The organism is Ornithinicoccus halotolerans (genome assembly GCF_009602535.1).
Taxonomy (GTDB): domain Bacteria; phylum Actinomycetota; class Actinomycetes; order Actinomycetales; family Dermatophilaceae; genus Ornithinicoccus; species Ornithinicoccus halotolerans.
Genome location: NZ_WIQI01000014.1, coordinates 1 through 16626 on the forward strand (window position 1 = coordinate 1; position 16626 = coordinate 16626).

Genomic DNA, 16626 nt, shown 5'->3' on the forward strand with positions numbered 1-16626 from the left:
CTGCGGGCCAACGAGGTCAGCGAGCACCGCGCCCGCCTGGTGTAGCAGACGCTGGCCGGCGCCCGGGACGCGGGCGCGACCGTCGAGGTGACGGTGGGGGACGGCCGCGAGGTCGGCACGGAGCAGCCGGGCCGCTACGACCGGGTGCTCGTGGACGCACCGTGCACCGGCCTGGGAGCACTGCGGCGCCGGCCGGAGGCGCGATGGCGCCGGCAACCGGAGGACCTGACCGCGCTGGCCCCGCTGCAACGCGCCCTGCTGGCGTCCGCGGCGGCCGCGGTGCGTCCCGGTGGCGTCGTCGTCTACGCGACCTGCTCGCCGCACCTGGCCGAGACCCGGTTCGTCGTGCAGGACGTCCTGCGCCGGCACCCCGAGCTGGGCGTGGAGGACGTGCGGCCGCTGCTGCGCGACCGCCACGGTGACCCGGTGCCGGCCACCGGCCAGGGGCCGTGGGCCCAGCTGTGGCCGCACCGGCATGACACCGACGGCATGTTCGTCGCGCTGCTGCGCCGCCAGGACGGCCGGCCCCAGACCCACTCCGCATCCGAGGCACCCAGGAGGTCCGACGCCCGATGAGCAGTCTGCAGCTCAGCCCGAGCATCCTCGCCGCCGACTTCGCCAACCTGCAGCGGGAGCTGGAACGCATCCGCACGGCCGACTGGGCGCACGTGGACGTCATGGACGCCCACTTCGTGCCCAACCTCACACTGGGGCTGCCGGTGGTCGAGGCGCTGGCGCGGGTGAGCCCGGTGCCGCTCGACTGCCACCTGATGATCGAGGACCCCGACCGGTGGGCGCCGCAGTACGTCGAGGCCGGCGCCCGGTCGGTGACCTTCCACGTCGAGGCCGCCGGCGACGTCGTGGCGACCGCCCGCGCGATCCGGGCCGCCGGTGCCCGGGCCGCGATCGCGCTGAAACCGGGCACCCCGTTCGCGCCGTACGCGGACCTGCTGGCCGAGCTGGACATGGTCCTGGTGATGACGGTCGAGCCCGGGTTCGGCGGGCAGGCGTTCATGGCCGAGCAGCTGGCCAAGGTGCGGCAGGTGCGCGAGGCCGTCGACCGGCACGGCGGGGAGGTGTGGATCCAGGTGGACGGTGGCGTCGGTGAGGACACGATCGGGCAGTGCGCCGAGGCCGGTGCCGACGTGTTCGTGGCCGGCTCGGCCGTGTACGGCCCCGAGGACGTGGCGGCGCAGATCGCTCGGCTGCGGCAGCTGATGGCGGGGCCCCGATGACCGGCCCGCGCGGGTCCTACCCTGGTGGGGTGACCGAGCGCCCGTCGACCTCGAGCCGCCCCGCGGGCGGCGCCTATGCGCCGTTCCGGCCGCACCGGGGAGCCTGGGTGGCGCTGGCGGCCGCCGTGGTGACGCTGGTGGTGCTGGGCGGTCTCGCGGTGCTGCTGCCCGCCGAGGGCGCCACCGGCTGGGGATTCGCCGACCGGGCGCTGCTGCTGCTGTTCGCGCTGGCCGTCGCGGCGTTCCTGCTCCGGTACGCCGCGCTGCGGGCCGTGCCCAGCCCGGAGGGGCTGCGGGTGGTCAACCTGCTCCGGACCCACCAGCTGCAGTGGGCCCAGGTGCTGCGGGTCGGCGCGCTGTCCGGCGGCGCGCCCTGGGTGGTCCTGGAGCTGACCGACACCGAGGAGGTCCCGGTGATGGCGATCCAGCGCGCCGACGGCGAGTTCGGCCGGCGGGAGGCCGCTCGGCTCTCGGCGCTGGTCGCCCACCACACGCGCACCGGCCAGGACGAGTAGCAGCCAGCCGCGCGGCTACTCCTCGTCGTCCTCGTCCGCCCCGTCCTCCTCCGGCCCGGGGTCCAGGTCGTCACGGGTCGGCGGCACCCGCACCCGGGCCTCCTCCTGGCTCATCCCGGTCAGGATCAGCAGGTCCACCACGGCCGAGCGCACCTGCGCCCGCATCACCTCCGCCGACAGCTGGGCGCGCCGGTCCCGCCAGGTGGAGCGGCGGGCGACCGCGACCAGGTCCTCCCGGGCCTCCACCGGGGCGTGCTCCTCGGCCAGCTCCCGCCCGATGTGGCTGGCCGCCTGCCCCAGCGAGGCCACCATGTCGATGTAGGACGGCGGGATGAACTCCTCGTCGTGCAGCGCCACCTCCGCCCGGCGCACCAGCACGCGCACGTTGCGGATCGCCAGGTCCAGCGGCGTCAGCAGGTCCAGGACCACCTGCACCCCGGTGCGGTGCCGCCGCCGGAACGGCGCCAGCCGGGCCACTGCGAGGCCCTCGGCCGCCGCCTCCCGCAGGTCGTCGAGGCCGCGCTGCAGGCCGCGCGCCCGCCGCAGCGCCCGGGTCACCCGGGCGTGGTCGCGCGCCGTCAACCCCTCGGCGGTCTCGGTGAGGAGCTGACCCAGCTCGGCGGTCACCGTGGCCGCCCGCTCCGCGGGGCGGTGCACCGCCCGTGGCGAGGGGGCGAGCACGGCGATCGTCAGCGCCACCAGCCCGCCCACGACCGCGTCGAGCCAGCGAGCGAACGCCTGCCCCTCCCCGGCGACCAGGGTGGTGACGATCACCCCCTGGATGCCGGCCTGCAGCATGAGCAGCTGGCCTGCGCCGGCGAGCACCGCGAGCGACATCGCGACCGCGGCGACGGTGAACAGCTGCCACACCCCCGACCCGAAGTAGTGCACGAGCATGTCCCCCACCAGCACGCCGATGGCCACCCCCACGGTCAGCTCGATGACGCGGCGCACCCGGTTGTCGTAGGTCAGCCCCAGGCACACCATGGCGGTCACCGGCGCGAAGAACGGCAGCGGGTGGCCCAGCAGGTCGCTGGCCACCCACCAGGCCAGCGCGGCGCCGATGGCCGCCTGCGTGATCAGCCACCAGCGGTCCCGCCACCGCTGCACCCGTCGGTGCAGCGCGCCCGGCCGCAGCTGGCGCGCCAGCGGCCGCAGACCGGTCCGGGTGCGTTCTCGGGCCCGCTCCCAGTGGTGGTCCCAGGTGCTCACGCGCCTACTCTTCCAGGTGCGTCGCGGTGGCCGTCGTGTCCAGCACCAGGTCGGCCGGCGGTCGGGTGCCGACCGGGCCCAGCAGCGCCTCCTCCTGCCGGGCCCAGTGGTCCCACCACGGGGCGTAGCTGCCCGCGTCGCGGGCCAGCGCCCGCTCCCGGCGCGCCGGGGTGGGGGCCTCCAGCCACAGCCGCACCGCGAACCGGTCGGCGCACGGCGCGGCCAGCACCCCCACGCCCTCGACCAGCAGCACCCCGCCGGGCCGGACGGTGACCTGCTCGGCGAGCCGGCCCGCGTGCCAGTCATAGCGGCGGTAGCGGCCGCTTCGCCCGGCCGCCAGCGGTGCGAGCACCTCCCGGCACAGCCGGGGCGGTGCCTCGGCGAGCCCGTGCCAGCCGACGTACAGGTCCTCCAGCGCCAGCACCCGCCAGCCCAGCTCGGCGGTCAACCGGGCGGCCAGCGCGGTCTTGCCGGCGCCGCTACGGCCGTCCACGCCTACGACGACGGTGCGCGGTTCGCCGCTTCGCCCTGGGTGCGGCCGGGCGCGCCCGCCGGCGTCCTGGAGCCGCTGCAGCAGGGCCTGCGGCAGCGGGCCGGTCGCGGGCAGGGTGACCCGGGGGACGCTCACGCCCACCATCCAACCGGGTCGACGGCGGCGAGGCCGGTGCGGGCCCCCGGACCGAGGGCCGGGACCGTCACCCCCGCGTGCGAAGATGGCGGCTGGCGCTGCCACAGGGGGTGGTGCGCGCCTGCCGCTGGCTTGAGGAAGGGAAGAGTCGTGACCGCTGCCGCCCAGGGCCGCGTCATCGGTCGCCCGCGGCCCACCGGGGCCGTGCTCCGCGAGGGGCTCGGCGTCATCTGGCGTGGCGTGCGCCAGCAGCCGCGCTGGTTCTCCGTGGCGGTGGTGGGATCGGTGCTGTGGGCGGCCGCGACAGTGGCCACCGCATGGGCGATCGGCCACGTCACCGAGACGGTGGTGACCCCGGCGGTGACGGAGGGCCGGTGGACCTGGGCCGGTCTGGGCACCATCGTCTGGGTGCTGATGGCGGTGCTGGCGGTCAACGTGACCGGTGTCGTGCTGCGGCGGGTCTCGGCCACGATCGCCGGGTTCAACCTGCAGGCGATCTACCGCCGGCGGGTCACCCGGCAGTACCTGCGGCTGCCGCTGTCGTGGCACCACGCCCACCCCTCCGGGCAGCTGCTGAGCAACGCCCACGCCGACATCGAGGCCACCTGGCAGGTGTTCAACCCGCTCCCGATGGCGATCGGCGTGATCTTCATGCTGCTCATCGCCGGCGTGCAGATGGTCCTGGTCGACTGGTTCCTCACCCTCATTGCGCTGCTCGTCTTCCCGGCGCTGTTCGCCGCGAACGTGGTCTTCCAGCGGGTGATGTCGCCCAAGATCACCCGGGCCCAGCAGCTGCGCGCCGAGGTCGCCGAGGTCGCCCACGAGTCGTTCGAGGCGGGGCTGGTCGTCAAGGCGATGGGCCGGGAGCAGGAGGAGACCGAGCGGTTCGGCAAGGTCACCCACGAGCTACGGGACTCGCTGGTCGACGTGGGACGCACCCGCGGCACGTTCGAGCCGGTCATCGAGGGCATCCCGACCCTGGGCACGCTGGCGGTGCTGGCGGTGGGCACGGCCCAGGTCGCCGCCGGCGCGCTGACAGCAGCCGACGTGGTCCAGATGGCCTACCTGTTCTCGATCCTGGCGTTCCCGGTCCGTGCGCTGGGGTGGGTGCTGGCCGAGATCCCGCGCTCGGTCGTGGGCCACCGCCGGGTGGCCGCGGTGCTGCAGGCCACCGGGTCCATGGAGCACGGGGCCGCGACCGTGCCGGGGGACGGCCCCGCCGAGCCGGCGGTGCGGGAGGTGCACTACTCCTACGTCGACCGCCCCGAGCGGGAGGTGCTGGGGGCGGCGCCGACCCCCTCCCGGGACGGCACCGACCCCTACACCGGCATGCTGGCGGACCTGGAACGCACCCCTGCCATCCGCGGGGTTTCGCTGCAGGTGCCGGCCGGCTCCACGAGCGCGCTCGTCGGTCCGACCGGGTCCGGCAAGTCCACCCTCGCCGGGCTGGTGCTGCGCCTGGTCGACCCCGACTCCGGCCAGGTGACCCTGGACGGCATCGACCTGCGCCAGGTGCGCCAGGGCGAGCTGCCCGACGTGGCCACGCTGGTGGCGCAGCAGACGTTCATGTTCGACGACACGGTGCGTGGCAACGTCACGCTCGGCACCGACCGGACCGACGAGGAGGTCTGGGAGGCGCTGCGCATCGCCCAGGCCGACGACTTCGTCCGGCAGCTGCCGCAGGGCCTGGACACCCGGGTCGGGGAGCGCGGCGGTACCCTCTCCGGCGGGCAGCGGCAGCGGATCGCGCTGGCACGGGCCATCGTCCGGCGGCCGCGGCTGCTGGTGCTCGACGACGCCACCAGCGCCGTCGATCCCGCCGTCGAGCAGCAGATCCTCGCCGCGCTGCGGGAGGCGCGCTCGGGCACGACGGTGCTGGTGGTGGCCTACCGCATCGCCACCATCACCCTCGCCGGCCACGTCATCTACCTCGAGCACGGCAGGGTCGTGGACCAGGGTGGCCACGAGGAGCTGCTGGCCCGATGCCAGGGCTACGCCGACCTGGTGCACGCCTACGCCCGGGAGGCCGCCGAGCGGGCCGCCGTCAACGCGGCCGAGGAGGACCGATGACCGGCGGGGCCGAGGCGACGGCGGCGGGCGTCAGCAGCAGCATCGGCGGTAGCCAGGAGCTGAGCACCCCGGCGATCCTGCGGCGCGGGTTCGAGCTCTCCCCGGAGCTGCGCAAGGGCCTGCTCGGCACCGTGCTGCTCGCGCTGGTGGCCACCGGCGGCAAGGTGCTCATCCCGTTCCTGGTCCAGCAGACCACCGACCACGGGATCCGCGCCGAGGGCGGGCCAGACGTGCGGTTCGTGCTGATCGCCGTGCTCCTCGCCGCCGGGGCGGTGGTGGTCACCAGCGTGGCCCAGTTCCTGGTCAACGTGCGGCTGTTCCGCTCCGCCGAGTCCGGTCTGGCGACGCTGCGACTGAAGGCGTTCCGCCGCATCCACGACCTCTCGGTGCTGACGCAGAGCACCGAGCGTCGCGGCGCACTGGTGGCCCGGGTGACCAACGACGTCGACACCATCTCGATGTTCGTCCAGTTCGGCGGGCTGATGCTGCTGGTCTCGACCGCCCAGATCGTGGTCGCCACCGGGTTGATGGTCTTCTACAGCCCGCTGCTGGCCGGGGTGGTCTACCTGTGCCTGCTGCCGCTGGCGCTGCTGGTGCGGCAGTTCCAGCCGGTGCTGGGCCGCGCCTACGGCGCCGTCCGGGCCCGCGTGGGCGACATGCTCGGCGCCATCTCGGAGTCCATCGTCGGTGCGGTGACGATCCGCGCCTACGGCGTGGAGGAGCGCACCACCCGCCGCGTCGACGAGGCGATCGAGGCCCACCGCCGTGCCGCGATCGGCGCGCAGTTCCGTTCGGTGATGGCGTTCAGCTCCGGGCAGGCGTTCGCCGGCGTCACCACGGCGGTCGTGCTGGCGGTCGGCACCGTGTTCGCCGTGCAGGGGTGGGTCACCCTGGGCGAGCTGCTGGCGTTCCTGTTCCTGGTGAACCTGTTCACCCAGCCGGTGCTGATGGCCACCGAGATCCTCAACGAGCTGCAGAACGCCGTGGCCGGGTGGCGCCGGGTCATCGGCGTGGTCGACACCCCTGCCGACGTCTCGGACCCCGGCCCGGAGGGGGTCACCCTGTCCCGCGGCCCGATCACGGTGCAGTTCGAGGACGTGGCCTACGCCTACCCCGGTGGTGACCGGGTGCTGGAGGACGTGGACCTGGTGATCCCGCCGCGCAGCCGGGTCGCCGTCGTCGGCGAGACCGGCTCCGGCAAGACCACCCTGGCCAAGCTGCTCACCCGGCTGATGGACCCGGTCGCGGGCCGGGTGCTGCTGGACGGGGTGGACCTGCGCCAGGTCACCTTCGACTCGCTGCGCCGACGGGTGGTGATGGTCCCCCAAGAGGGGTTCCTGTTCGACCAGTCGCTGCGGGAGAACATCCGGTTCGGGCGGCCCACGGCCACCGACGAGGACGTCGAGCTCGCGGTCACCGAGCTGGGGCTGGACGCGTGGATCACCGGGTTGCCCCACGGCCTGGACACCCAGGTGGGCCAGCGGGGGGAGTCGCTGTCGGCGGGGGAGCGGCAGCTGGTCGCGATCGCCCGCGCCTACCTGGCCGACCCGGACCTGCTGGTGCTGGACGAGGCCACCAGCGCCGTCGACCCCGCGACGGAGGTGCGCATCCAGCGGGCGCTGGAGGGGCTGACCCGCGGCCGCACCTCCGTGGCCATCGCGCACCGGCTGTCCACGGCCGAGGCGGCCGACTTCGTGGTCGTGGTCGACCAGGGGCGGATCGTCGAGGTGGGGCCGCACCGGGACCTCGTGGGCCGGGATGGTGTCTACCGCCGGATGCATGCCTCCTGGGCCTCCCAGCAGGGGGCGGAGGTGACATGAGCCGGCGTGGGCTCACCCGTTGGTGGCCGCTCGCGACCGCGGCCGGGGTGCTGCTGGCGCTCGCGGGAGCCGGCCAGCAGTGGGCGGTCGCCGTCGCGGTCGACCCGGTGCTCGGGCAGACCGAGACGCCGGTCACCGGCTCCCAGGTGGGCCGCACCATCACCGCCGGAGGACTGCTGGCGGGAGCAGCGCTGCTGGCGGCGCTGACCGGGACCCGTGTCGTCCGGCTGCTGGCGGCCCTCAGCACCCTCGTCGCGGCCGGCCTGGTCGCCTACCCGGCGCTGCAGCTGCTGTGGGACGCCGAACCGGTCGTGCGCTCGGCGCTGGCCGAGGCCACCGCCGTCACCGGCGGGGCCGACCTGGCGCTGTCCTCGGTACGGCTCAGCGGCTGGCCGTGGGTCGCGCTGGGTGGGTCGTTGCTGCTGCTGGCTGGCGGACTGGCCGGCGGCAGCCGGGCCCGCCGGCACGGTCCGCGCCCCTCGCGAGCGGGCGAGCTGGACGGCCAGGCTCGCCCCGACGGCGGGGCGAGCGACTGGGACCGGCTCAGCGAGGGGGAGGACCCGACGGCGGAGGGGCGTGACCTGTCACAATGAGCACAGTTCCGCCCCCGGCCCCCTGAGGAGAACCCATGGACGAGCCCGGACACGGTCACAGCCTCGCCGCCTGGACCGGAGTCGCCCTGCTGCTGCTCGCCAGCACCCTGCTGGCGGTCGGCATCTTCTTCGGCTGGGCGTGGGCCAACTGGACCGGCGTCGCGCTGGTCCCCATCGGTGCCGGTGCGTGGTACGGGTTGTCCAAGGCCGGCTACGACGAGAAGAGCTGGCACGCCCGCCCGCGTCGCTGACCCCACGGTCGGGCGGCGGCACGAACCGCCGGACGGCACGGTTAGGCTGGTGTGGTGCCGACAGTGCTGGACCAGATCGTCGAGGGCGTGCGTGCGGATCTCGACTCCCGCCGCCGCTCCACCCCCGTGGAGCAGCTGCGCGAAGCCTCCCTAGGGGCCCCCGCGCCACGGGACGCCCGCCGGTGGCTGGCGCCGCGAGACACCGTGCACGTGATCGCCGAGGTGAAGCGGCGCAGCCCCTCCAAGGGTGAGCTGTCACCGATCCCCGACCCGGCCGCGCTGGCCGGCTCCTACGGTGCCGGCGGCGCCTCCGCGGTGAGCGTGCTCACCGAGGGCCGCCGGTTCGGCGGCTCGCTGGCGGACCTGGACGCCGTGCGCGCCGCGGTGGACGTGCCGCTGCTGCGCAAGGACTTCCTGGTCGAGGAGTACCAGCTCTGGGAGGCCCGCGCCCACGGCGCCGACCTGGTGCTGCTCATCGTCGCCGCGCTGGAGCAGAGCCGGCTGCGGGACCTGAAGCAGCTGGCCGAGGAGCTGGGCATGCAGGTGCTGGTGGAGGTGCACGACGAGGCCGAGCTGGAACGGGCGCTGGCCGTCGGCACCTGGCTGCTGGGCGTCAACGCCCGGGACCTGCGCACCCTGGAGGTCGACCCCGCGACCGTGGAGCGGCTCGCCGCCGCGGCCCCGGCCGGGGAGGAGCTGGTGCTCGTGGCCGAGTCGGGCGTGCAGGGCCCGCAGCAGGTGCGCCGGTACGCCGCGGCGGGCGCCGACGCGGTGCTCGTCGGCGAGGCGCTGGTGACCGGCGGCCAGCCGCAGACGGCGGTGGCCGAGCTGGCCGAGGTGCCGCGACAGAGGAGGCAGCAGTGACCGATCCGCAGCCCGCCCCGGCCCGGCCGGGACGCTTCGGCGACTACGGCGGCCGCTACGTCCCCGAGGCGCTGGTGGCCGCCCTGGAGGAGCTGGACGCCGCCCGGCTGGCCGCGATGGCCGACCCGGCGTTCCGCGCGGAGCTGGACCGGCTGCAGCGCGACTACACCGGCCGGCCCAGCCCGCTGACCGAGGTGCCCCGGTTCGCCGAGCACGCCGGCGGGGCGCGGATCTTCCTCAAGCGCGAGGACCTCAACCACACCGGCTCCCACAAGATCAACAACGTCCTCGGCCAGGCGCTGCTGACGCGCCGGATGGGCAAGCGGCGGGTGATCGCCGAGACCGGTGCCGGCCAGCACGGGGTGGCCACGGCCACCGCGGCCGCGCTGATGGGGCTGGAGTGCACCGTCTACATGGGCAAGAAGGACACCATCCGGCAGGCGCTCAACGTGGCCCGGATGCGGCTGCTGGGTGCCGAGGTGGTGCCGGTGCCCACCGGTAGCGGCACCCTCAAGGACGCCATCAACGAGGCGATGCGCGACTGGGTCACCAACGTCGACCACACCCACTACCTGCTGGGCACCGTGACCGGGCCGCACCCGTTCCCGACCATGGTGCGCGACTTCCACGCGGTGATCGGCGACGAGGCGGCCGAACAGCTGCGCGAGGCCACCGGCGGGCTCCCGGACGTGGTGTGCGCCTGTGTGGGCGGGGGCTCCAACGCGATGGGGATCTTCCACCGGTTCATCCCCGAGGACGCGGTGCGCCTGGTCGGGCTCGAGGCCGGCGGTGAGGGCGTGGACAGCGGCCGGCACGCCGCCCGGTTCAGCACCGGCAGCCCCGGCGTGCTGCACGGGGCGGCGACGTTCGTGCTGCAGGACGAGGACGGGCAGACGCTGCCGACGCACTCGGTGTCGGCGGGGCTGGACTATCCCTCGGTGGGGCCGGAGCACGCCCACCTGCGGGAGAGCGGCCGGGCGGAGTACCGGCCGGTCACCGACGCCGAGGCGATGGAGGCCTTCCGGATGCTGTGCCAGACCGAGGGCATCATGCCGGCGCTGGAGAGCGCGCACGCGCTGGCCGGCGCGTTGCAGCTGGGCCGAGAGCTCGGTCCGGGGACCGTGGTGCTCGTCAACCTCTCCGGGCGCGGCGACAAGGACGTGGACACCGCGGCGCGCTGGTTCGGGCTGCTGGACCCCGAGGACCTGGTCCAGGCAGAGCAGGTGCGGGCCGACGAACCGGTCCAGGACGCCGAAGGGAGCGGCTGGTGAGCGCGCTGCAGGACGTGTTCGCGCGGTGCCGGGAGGAGCGCCGCGCCGCCCTGGTCGGGTACCTGCCGGCCGGCTACCCCGACCGGGAGGGCTCGCTGCGGGCGATGCGGGCGCTGGTCGAGGCCGGCACCGACATCGTGGAGGTCGGCGTGCCCTACAGCGACCCGCTCATGGACGGCCCGGTCATCCAGGACGCCGCCGAGCAGGCGCTGCAGCAGGGCTTCCGGCTGCCCCACGTCATGGAGTGCGCCCAGGCCGTCGCAGAGGCGGGTGCCGTCCCGGTCGTGATGAGCTACTGGAACCCGGTGCTGCGCTACGGCGTGGACCGGTTCGCGGGGGACCTGCGCGCGGCCGGGGGCGCCGGGATCATCACCCCGGACCTGATCCCCGATGAGGCCGGGACCTGGCTGGCCGCGGCCGGCCGGCACCGCCTGGACCCGATCTTCCTGGTCGCCCCCAGCTCGACCGACGCGAGGCTGGCCAGCACGGCCTTCGCGTGCCAAGGGTTCGTCTACGCCGCCTCCACCATGGGCGTGACCGGCGTGCGGGGCACCGTCGGCTCCGGGGCGCGGGAGCTGGTGCGACGGACCCGTGAGGTCACCGACCTGCCGATCTGTGTCGGGCTCGGCGTCTCGACCGGTGCCCAGGCCGGGGAGGTCGCCGCGTTCGCCGACGGGGTGATCGTGGGTTCGGTGCTGGTGCGGGCGCTGGCCGAGGACCCCTCCGGGGAGGGCCTCCGACGCACCGCCCAGGACCTGGCCGACGGCGTCCGCCGGCCGGAGCCGGCTAGGTGACCCCGGAGGCCCCGGAGAGCGCACACCGCAGCGCGCCGGGCCGGCCGGGCCCGGCTGACCGGGTGCGGGGGTGGGCCGGCGTGGTCGCACGGCTCGTGCTCGGCGGGGTGCTGCACGCCCGACGCGACCCGACGGCGCTGTCGGTGGACCGGCAACTGGCCGGTGAGGGAGCACGATGAGCACCACCGGACCGGCCGCGAAGGGCGGCGGCGTCCCCGTCGGGCTGGTCGCCGCCGTCATCGTCGTCGTGGTCGCGCTGGGGGCGGTCATGGTCTACCTGCTGGGCCGAGGCGAGGAGGAGCTGGCCGGGACGGGGCCGCAGGGGTCGCTGCCGGAAGGCGGCGGGATGGTCATCGCCGAGGGATCGGGCGAGGACGTGCCGCGGCTGCACCTGTACGCCGACTTCCAGTGCCCCTGGTGCGCTGCCCTGGAGGAACAGGCGGGAGACGACCTCGCCGCGGCGGCCGCGGGGGGCGAGGTGGCGCTGACGGTCAGCCTGCGCACCTTCCTGGACGACACGCTCAGCAACGACGCCTCCACCCGGGCGGCCGAGCTGGCGATGTGCGTCGCGGACGAGGGCCAGTTCCTGGAGTTCTACCAGCGGGTGCTCGCCCACCAGCCGGCCACCGAGGGCGAGGGCTGGACCGACGCCGAGCTGCTCGGGCACGCCCAGGCGGCCGGCGTGGAAGGCGAGGCGCTGGAGCGGACCCGGGGCTGCTACGAGCAGGGCCGCTACGCCGACTACGTGACCGACATGGACGAGCGCGCGGTCCGCGAGGGGGTCACCGGGACGCCCACCCTCGCGGTCGACGGCGAGCCGCTGAGCCAGGAGGAGATGACCATGCTGCTGTCGGAGGAGGACGGGCTGCGCACCGTGCTGGAGGCAGGGGCGTGAGCGCGTTCGCGGCCTCGCTCCCGGCCGCCATCCCGAGCCCGGACACCGCCGTCTGGTGGCTGGGCCCGGTGCCGCTGCGGGCCTACGCGCTGTGCATCATGCTCGGCATCGTCGCGGCGGTGGCCATCACCCACTACCGGCTCAAGGCACGGGGCGGGACGGGCGAGGAGATCTTCGACATCGCGGTCTGGGCGATCGTCTTCGGCATCATCGGCGGCCGGCTCTACCACGTCGTCAGCAGTCCCTGGCCGTACTTCGGCGAGGACGGCAACCTGCTGGCCGCGCTGCGGATCTGGGAGGGCGGCCTCGGGATCTGGGGGGCAGTCGCGCTCGGCGCCGTCGGCGCCTGGATCGGCTGCCGCCGGCACGGGCACTCGTTCGGGGACCTCGCCGACGCGCTGGCACCCGGCCTGCTGGTGGCGCAGGCGCTGGGCCGGTGGGGCAACTGGTTCAACAACGAGCTGTACGGCGGGCCCACGGACGCACCGTGGGCGGTGGTCATCCACGAGTGGGACGCCGGCGCAGGCCGGGCGGTCACCGACGCGGCGGGGGAGCCGGTCGTGCTGGGCACGTTCCAGCCGACCTTCCTCTTCGAGTCGCTGTGGTGCCTCACCCTGGCGGTGGTGCTGCTGCTGCTGGACCGGCGGGTGCCGTTCCGGCGCGGCCAGGTGTTCGCGCTGTACATCGTGGGCTACACGCTGGGCCGGTTCTTCATCGAGCTGATGCGGACCGACCCCGCCCAGCTGGTGCTCGGCCAGCGGATCAACGTGTGGGTCGCGGCGGCCGTCGGGCTGGCCGGCATCGTGCTCTACCTGGTCCTGGGGCGCCGCTCGGACCGCCCGGTCCGGGGCCCGGGCACCGCACCCCGGCAGGAGGTCAGCCAGACCGCCGCAGGCACGTAGGGTTGGTGCCATGCGCCGAGCCAAGATCGTCTGCACGCTGGGGCCCGCCACCGACTCGCCCGAGGCCATCGGCGACCTCGTGGCGGCCGGTATGGACGTGGCCCGGCTGAACATGTCGCACGGCACGCACGCCGAGCACCAGCGCCGCTACCAGCGGGTCCGGCAGGCCAGCGACGAGAGCGGCCGCGCGGTGGCCGTGCTCGCCGACCTGCAGGGTCCCAAGATCCGCACCGCCGCCTTCGCCTCCGGCCCGGTCGACCTGGCCGAGGGGGAGACCTTCACCATCACGACCCGGGACGTCCCCGGGGACCAGGACGTGGTGGGGACCACCTACTCCGGGCTGGCCGGTGACGTGGGCGTGGGTGACCAGATCCTCGTCGACGACGGCAAGGTGGCCCTGGAGGTGACCGGCGTCGGCGAGACCGACGTGACCACCCGGGTCGTCGTCGGCGGGACGGTGTCCGACCACAAGGGCCTCAACCTGCCCGGCACCCCGGTCAGCGTGCCCGCGATGTCGGAGAAGGACCGGGAGGACCTGCGGTGGGCGCTCCGGGCGGGCGCCGACGTCATCGCGCTGTCCTTCGTGCGCAGCGGCGACGACGTCCGCGACGTGCACGCCGTCATGGAGGCCGAGGGCATCCGGGTCCCGGTCATCGCCAAGATCGAGAAGCCGCAGGCGGTGACGCACCTGCGGGAGATCATCGACGCCTTCGACGGGATCATGGTCGCCCGGGGCGACCTCGGTGTCGAGCTGCCGCTGGAGCAGGTCCCGCTGGTGCAGAAGCGGGCCGTCGAGCTGGCCCGCCAGCAGGCCAAGCCGGTGATCGTGGCCACCCAGATGCTGGACTCGATGATCTCCAGCCCGCGCCCGACCCGTGCCGAGGCCAGCGACTGCGCCAACGCCGTGCTCGACGGCGCCGACGCGCTGATGCTCTCCGGCGAGACCAGCATCGGCAAGTACCCGATCCGGTCGGTCGAGACGATGGCCACGATCATCGCGCGGACCGAGGAGGAAGGGCTGGACCGGGTCCGCCCGCTCGGCACCATGCCGCACACGACCGGGGGCGCGGTCACCCGCGCCGCCGCCGAGATCGCCCAGCTGCTGGACGTGTCAGTGATGGTCACCTTCACCCAGACCGGGGACTCGGCCCGTCGGATGTCCCGGCTGCGCTCGGACATCCCGATGCTGGCGTTCACCCCCGAGGCCGCCACCCGCTCCCAGCTCGCCCTCACCTGGGGCGTGGAGACCTTCCAGGTGCCCTACGTCCAGCACACCGACGACATGGTGCGCCAGGTGGACGAGGCGCTGCTGGCGGCTGGTCGGCTCCGCGAGGGCGAGCTGGTCATCATCGTCGCCGGGTCGCCCCCGGGCACGCCTGGATCCACCAACGCGCTGCGGCTGCACCGCGTCGGTGACGCGGTGCGCGGGCGCGTGCCCGCCTACCAGTCACCGAGCACGGCGCCCCGGCCCTGACGCCGCTCCCGCCGCGAGGTGGGCCTGGGTATGCTGGCCCGGCACCCGGCCGGGGTGGTGGAACGGCAGACACGGAGCACTCAAAATGCTCTGCCCGAGAGGGCGTGCGGGTTCGAGTCCCGCTCCCGGCACCTCACCGTCCCGCGGGCGAACGCCCGGGATATCGTGGGGACCGTGACGAACGAGAGCCCCAGCCCCGACCAGTCCGAACCGGCCGAGCAGCAGGCGGCGCGCACGCCCGCGGAGGATCAGGGGCAGGGGCTGCGCATTCTCGTCGCCGAGGACGAGGCCCTCATCCGGCTGGACCTGGCCGAGATGCTCACCGAGGCCGGGCACGAGGTGGTCGCCCAGGCAGCCGACGGGGAGCAGGCGGTGGAGAAGGCCCGCGAGCTGCAGCCGGACCTGGTCGTGCTCGACATCAAGATGCCGGTCATGGACGGACTGACCGCCGCCGAGATCCTCGGGCGGGAGCGGGTCGCGCCGGTCGTCATGCTGACCGCGTTCAGCGACCGGACGCTGGTCGACCGGGCCCGCGAGGCGGGCGTGATGGCCTACGTCGTCAAGCCGTTCACCGCCGCCGACATCCTGCCGGCCATCGACATCGCCCGGCCCCGGTGGCAGGAGTTCCAGGCGCTGCAGGAGGAGATCAGCGACCTCAACGAGCGCTTCGAGACCCGCAAGCGACTGGACCGCGCCAAGGGGCTGCTGATGCAGCAGCTGAAGATCTCCGAGGCCGAGGCATTCCGGTGGATCCAGAAGACCGCGATGGACCGGCGGCTGTCGATGCGGGAGGTCGCCGACCGGGTGATCTCGGAGATGCCGGCCAAGAAGAAGTAGCGGCCACCGCCGGCCGCCCGCGCAGCCTCAGGTCAGCGCGGCGACCAGTGCCATGAGGGGCGGCGCGACCACCAGCGCCGGCAGCAGGTCACCGACCGGCAGGTCCCGCACCCGGAGCAACCGGAAGGCCACCCCGACCAGCAGCAACCCGCCGACCGCGGTGAGCATCGCGACGTAGGCGTCCGGCAGCACCGCGCCGAGCCCCATCCCCACGACGGTGAACGCGCCTTGGAACACGCCGACCGTCAGCGCGGAGAAGGCCACGCCGATCCCGAACGTCGAGGCGAAGGCCAGCGAGGCGAAGCCGTCCAGGGAGGACTTCAGCGCCAGCTGGTCGATGCCGAGCCCCAGTCCGTCACGGATCGGCCCGAGCACCGCCAGCGGACCCACGCAGAACAGCAGCGAGGTGGTCAGCCAGCCCTGCACGAACCGCTCCCGCGCGCCATGGCCGTCGTCGGAGGCGGGGAAGCGGCGGGCCACGTAGCGCTGCAGGGCGCCGCCCATCATCTCGATGCGGTGCTCGATCCGCAGCAGCGAGCCGCCGATACCCCCCAGCAGCAGGCTGCCGAGGACCACCAGGACCGGCACACCGCGACCGAGCTCCTGGGCCAGCGCCGGGTCGGCCACCGCGAACGCGGCGTCTGCGGCGATCAGCAGGGTGACCAGCCCGAGGCAGTCGGTCACGACCGCCCGCACCCGCTCGGGGAGCCGGTGCCCCACGATCAGCCCCAGCACGCTGCCGAGCAGGATCGCCACGACGTTGATGATGGTCCCCATGCCGGGGAAGGCAGCCTCCACACCCGGCAGGGTATGGGCGCCCACGCCGCTCAGCCGGAGCGGGGTGCCTCTCGCAGGTGGCAGGTGAGCCTCCCGGTGGCCACCGTGCGGTCCTGCTCGTCGCGCACCGTCACCTCGTAGCTGGCCACCGACCGGCCCAGCGCCAGGGCGGTGGCCACGCCGTGCACCCGCCCGGTGCGCACCGCCCGGTGGTGGGTGACGTTGAGATCGACCCCGAGGGCGATCCGGCCCGGGCCCGCGTGGGTCGCCGCCGCGACCGAGGCCAGCGTCTCGACGAGCACCGCGGACGCCCCGCCGTGCAGGACCCCGTAGGGCTGGGTGTTGCCCGCGACCGGCAGCCACCCCTCCGCGCCGTCGGCCGTGCAGGCGGTGACCTCCAGCCCCATCCGCGCCATGAGGGTGCCGTCGACGCCACCGGCGGACGGTCCGGGCGTGGCTGCGGAGGTGTCGGTCATGCCACATAGGGT

19 protein-coding genes and 1 tRNA gene are annotated in these 16626 nt (G+C 74.5%); 16 read left to right on the forward strand and 4 right to left on the reverse strand.

Going from position 1 to position 16626, the window contains the following annotated elements:
• Window positions 1-87 precede the first annotated feature (87 nt).
• The 3 genes from GFJ45_RS04795 to GFJ45_RS04805 are packed head-to-tail and all read left to right on the forward strand — an operon-like array spanning window position 88 to window position 1750.
• Window positions 88-576 (forward strand): RsmB/NOP family class I SAM-dependent RNA methyltransferase, encoded by a 489-nt coding sequence (locus tag GFJ45_RS04795; protein ID WP_323368710.1) that lies wholly within the window; start codon window positions 88-90, stop codon window positions 574-576.
• Between the two features lie 5 nt (window positions 577-581).
• Entirely contained in the window at window positions 582-1235 is a 654-nt protein-coding gene (rpe, locus tag GFJ45_RS04800) for a ribulose-phosphate 3-epimerase (protein ID WP_153394780.1), read from the forward strand.
• Between the two features lie 29 nt (window positions 1236-1264).
• Complete coding sequence (locus tag GFJ45_RS04805; RefSeq protein ID WP_153394714.1) at window positions 1265-1750, forward strand: PH domain-containing protein; 486 nt, start codon at window positions 1265-1267, stop codon at window positions 1748-1750.
• Window positions 1751-1765: 15 nt separating this feature from the next.
• On the opposite strand, the gene GFJ45_RS04810 is transcribed toward GFJ45_RS04805, so the two are convergent.
• Window positions 1766-2962 (reverse strand): FUSC family protein, encoded by a 1197-nt coding sequence (locus GFJ45_RS04810; protein ID WP_153394716.1) that lies wholly within the window; start codon window positions 2960-2962, stop codon window positions 1766-1768.
• Window positions 2963-2966: 4 nt separating this feature from the next.
• Window positions 2967-3590, reverse strand: a complete 624-nt coding sequence (locus GFJ45_RS04815) for a nucleoside/nucleotide kinase family protein (protein ID WP_153394718.1) — start codon at window positions 3588-3590, stop codon at window positions 2967-2969.
• A 150-nt stretch (window positions 3591-3740) separates the two neighbouring features.
• Here GFJ45_RS04815 and GFJ45_RS04820 point away from each other — a divergent pair, with 150 nt between their 5' ends.
• The 13 genes from GFJ45_RS04820 (at window position 3741) to GFJ45_RS04880 (ending at window position 15361) form a co-directional block, all read left to right on the forward strand.
• On the forward strand, window positions 3741-5660 hold the full coding sequence (locus GFJ45_RS04820; RefSeq protein WP_228386499.1) for an ABC transporter ATP-binding protein: 1920 nt from the start codon (window positions 3741-3743) through the stop codon (window positions 5658-5660).
• On the forward strand, window positions 5657-7480 hold the full coding sequence (locus tag GFJ45_RS04825) for an ABC transporter ATP-binding protein (protein ID WP_153394720.1): 1824 nt from the start codon (window positions 5657-5659) through the stop codon (window positions 7478-7480). The genes GFJ45_RS04820 and GFJ45_RS04825 overlap by 4 nt, the downstream gene beginning before the upstream one ends.
• Window positions 7477-8073, forward strand: coding sequence for a Trp biosynthesis-associated membrane protein (locus GFJ45_RS04830; protein ID WP_153394722.1), 597 nt, complete (start codon window positions 7477-7479; stop codon window positions 8071-8073). The genes GFJ45_RS04825 and GFJ45_RS04830 overlap by 4 nt, the downstream gene beginning before the upstream one ends.
• A gap of 35 nt (window positions 8074-8108) precedes the next feature.
• Window positions 8109-8324 (forward strand): HGxxPAAW family protein, encoded by a 216-nt coding sequence (locus GFJ45_RS04835; RefSeq protein ID WP_153394724.1) that lies wholly within the window; start codon window positions 8109-8111, stop codon window positions 8322-8324.
• A gap of 54 nt (window positions 8325-8378) precedes the next feature.
• Entirely contained in the window at window positions 8379-9188 is an 810-nt protein-coding gene (gene trpC, locus GFJ45_RS04840) for an indole-3-glycerol phosphate synthase TrpC (RefSeq protein WP_153394726.1), read from the forward strand.
• A complete protein-coding gene (gene trpB / locus GFJ45_RS04845) occupies window positions 9185-10459 on the forward strand; it encodes a tryptophan synthase subunit beta (protein WP_153394729.1) in 1275 nt (424 codons plus the stop codon). The genes trpC and trpB overlap by 4 nt, the downstream gene beginning before the upstream one ends.
• Window positions 10456-11253, forward strand: a complete 798-nt coding sequence (gene trpA, locus GFJ45_RS04850; protein ID WP_153394744.1) for a tryptophan synthase subunit alpha — start codon at window positions 10456-10458, stop codon at window positions 11251-11253. Before trpB ends, trpA begins: the two co-directional genes overlap by 4 nt.
• Window positions 11250-11432, forward strand: coding sequence for a hypothetical protein (locus GFJ45_RS04855; protein ID WP_153394746.1), 183 nt, complete (start codon window positions 11250-11252; stop codon window positions 11430-11432). Before trpA ends, GFJ45_RS04855 begins: the two co-directional genes overlap by 4 nt.
• The gene (locus GFJ45_RS04860) at window positions 11429-12148 is read left to right on the forward strand and encodes a DsbA family protein (RefSeq protein WP_153394748.1); all 720 of its coding nucleotides are present in this window, start codon (window positions 11429-11431) and stop codon (window positions 12146-12148) included. The genes GFJ45_RS04855 and GFJ45_RS04860 overlap by 4 nt, the downstream gene beginning before the upstream one ends.
• On the forward strand, window positions 12145-13050 hold the full coding sequence (lgt, locus tag GFJ45_RS04865; RefSeq protein ID WP_153394750.1) for a prolipoprotein diacylglyceryl transferase: 906 nt from the start codon (window positions 12145-12147) through the stop codon (window positions 13048-13050). Before GFJ45_RS04860 ends, lgt begins: the two co-directional genes overlap by 4 nt.
• Before the next feature lie 10 nt (window positions 13051-13060).
• The gene (pyk, locus tag GFJ45_RS04870) at window positions 13061-14524 is read left to right on the forward strand and encodes a pyruvate kinase (protein ID WP_153394752.1); all 1464 of its coding nucleotides are present in this window, start codon (window positions 13061-13063) and stop codon (window positions 14522-14524) included.
• 48 nt (window positions 14525-14572) lie between these two features.
• Window positions 14573-14655: transfer RNA gene (locus GFJ45_RS04875), tRNA-Leu, on the forward strand.
• A 43-nt stretch (window positions 14656-14698) separates the two neighbouring features.
• Complete coding sequence (locus GFJ45_RS04880) at window positions 14699-15361, forward strand: ANTAR domain-containing response regulator (RefSeq protein WP_153394754.1); 663 nt, start codon at window positions 14699-14701, stop codon at window positions 15359-15361.
• Window positions 15362-15388: 27 nt separating this feature from the next.
• Here the strand turns inward: GFJ45_RS04880 and GFJ45_RS04885 are convergent, their stop codons facing one another.
• A complete protein-coding gene (locus GFJ45_RS04885) occupies window positions 15389-16159 on the reverse strand; it encodes a DUF554 domain-containing protein (protein ID WP_228386501.1) in 771 nt (256 codons plus the stop codon).
• A 29-nt stretch (window positions 16160-16188) separates the two neighbouring features.
• On the reverse strand, window positions 16189-16614 hold the full coding sequence (locus GFJ45_RS04890; RefSeq protein ID WP_153394756.1) for a PaaI family thioesterase: 426 nt from the start codon (window positions 16612-16614) through the stop codon (window positions 16189-16191).
• Window positions 16615-16626: the final 12 nt, after the last annotated feature.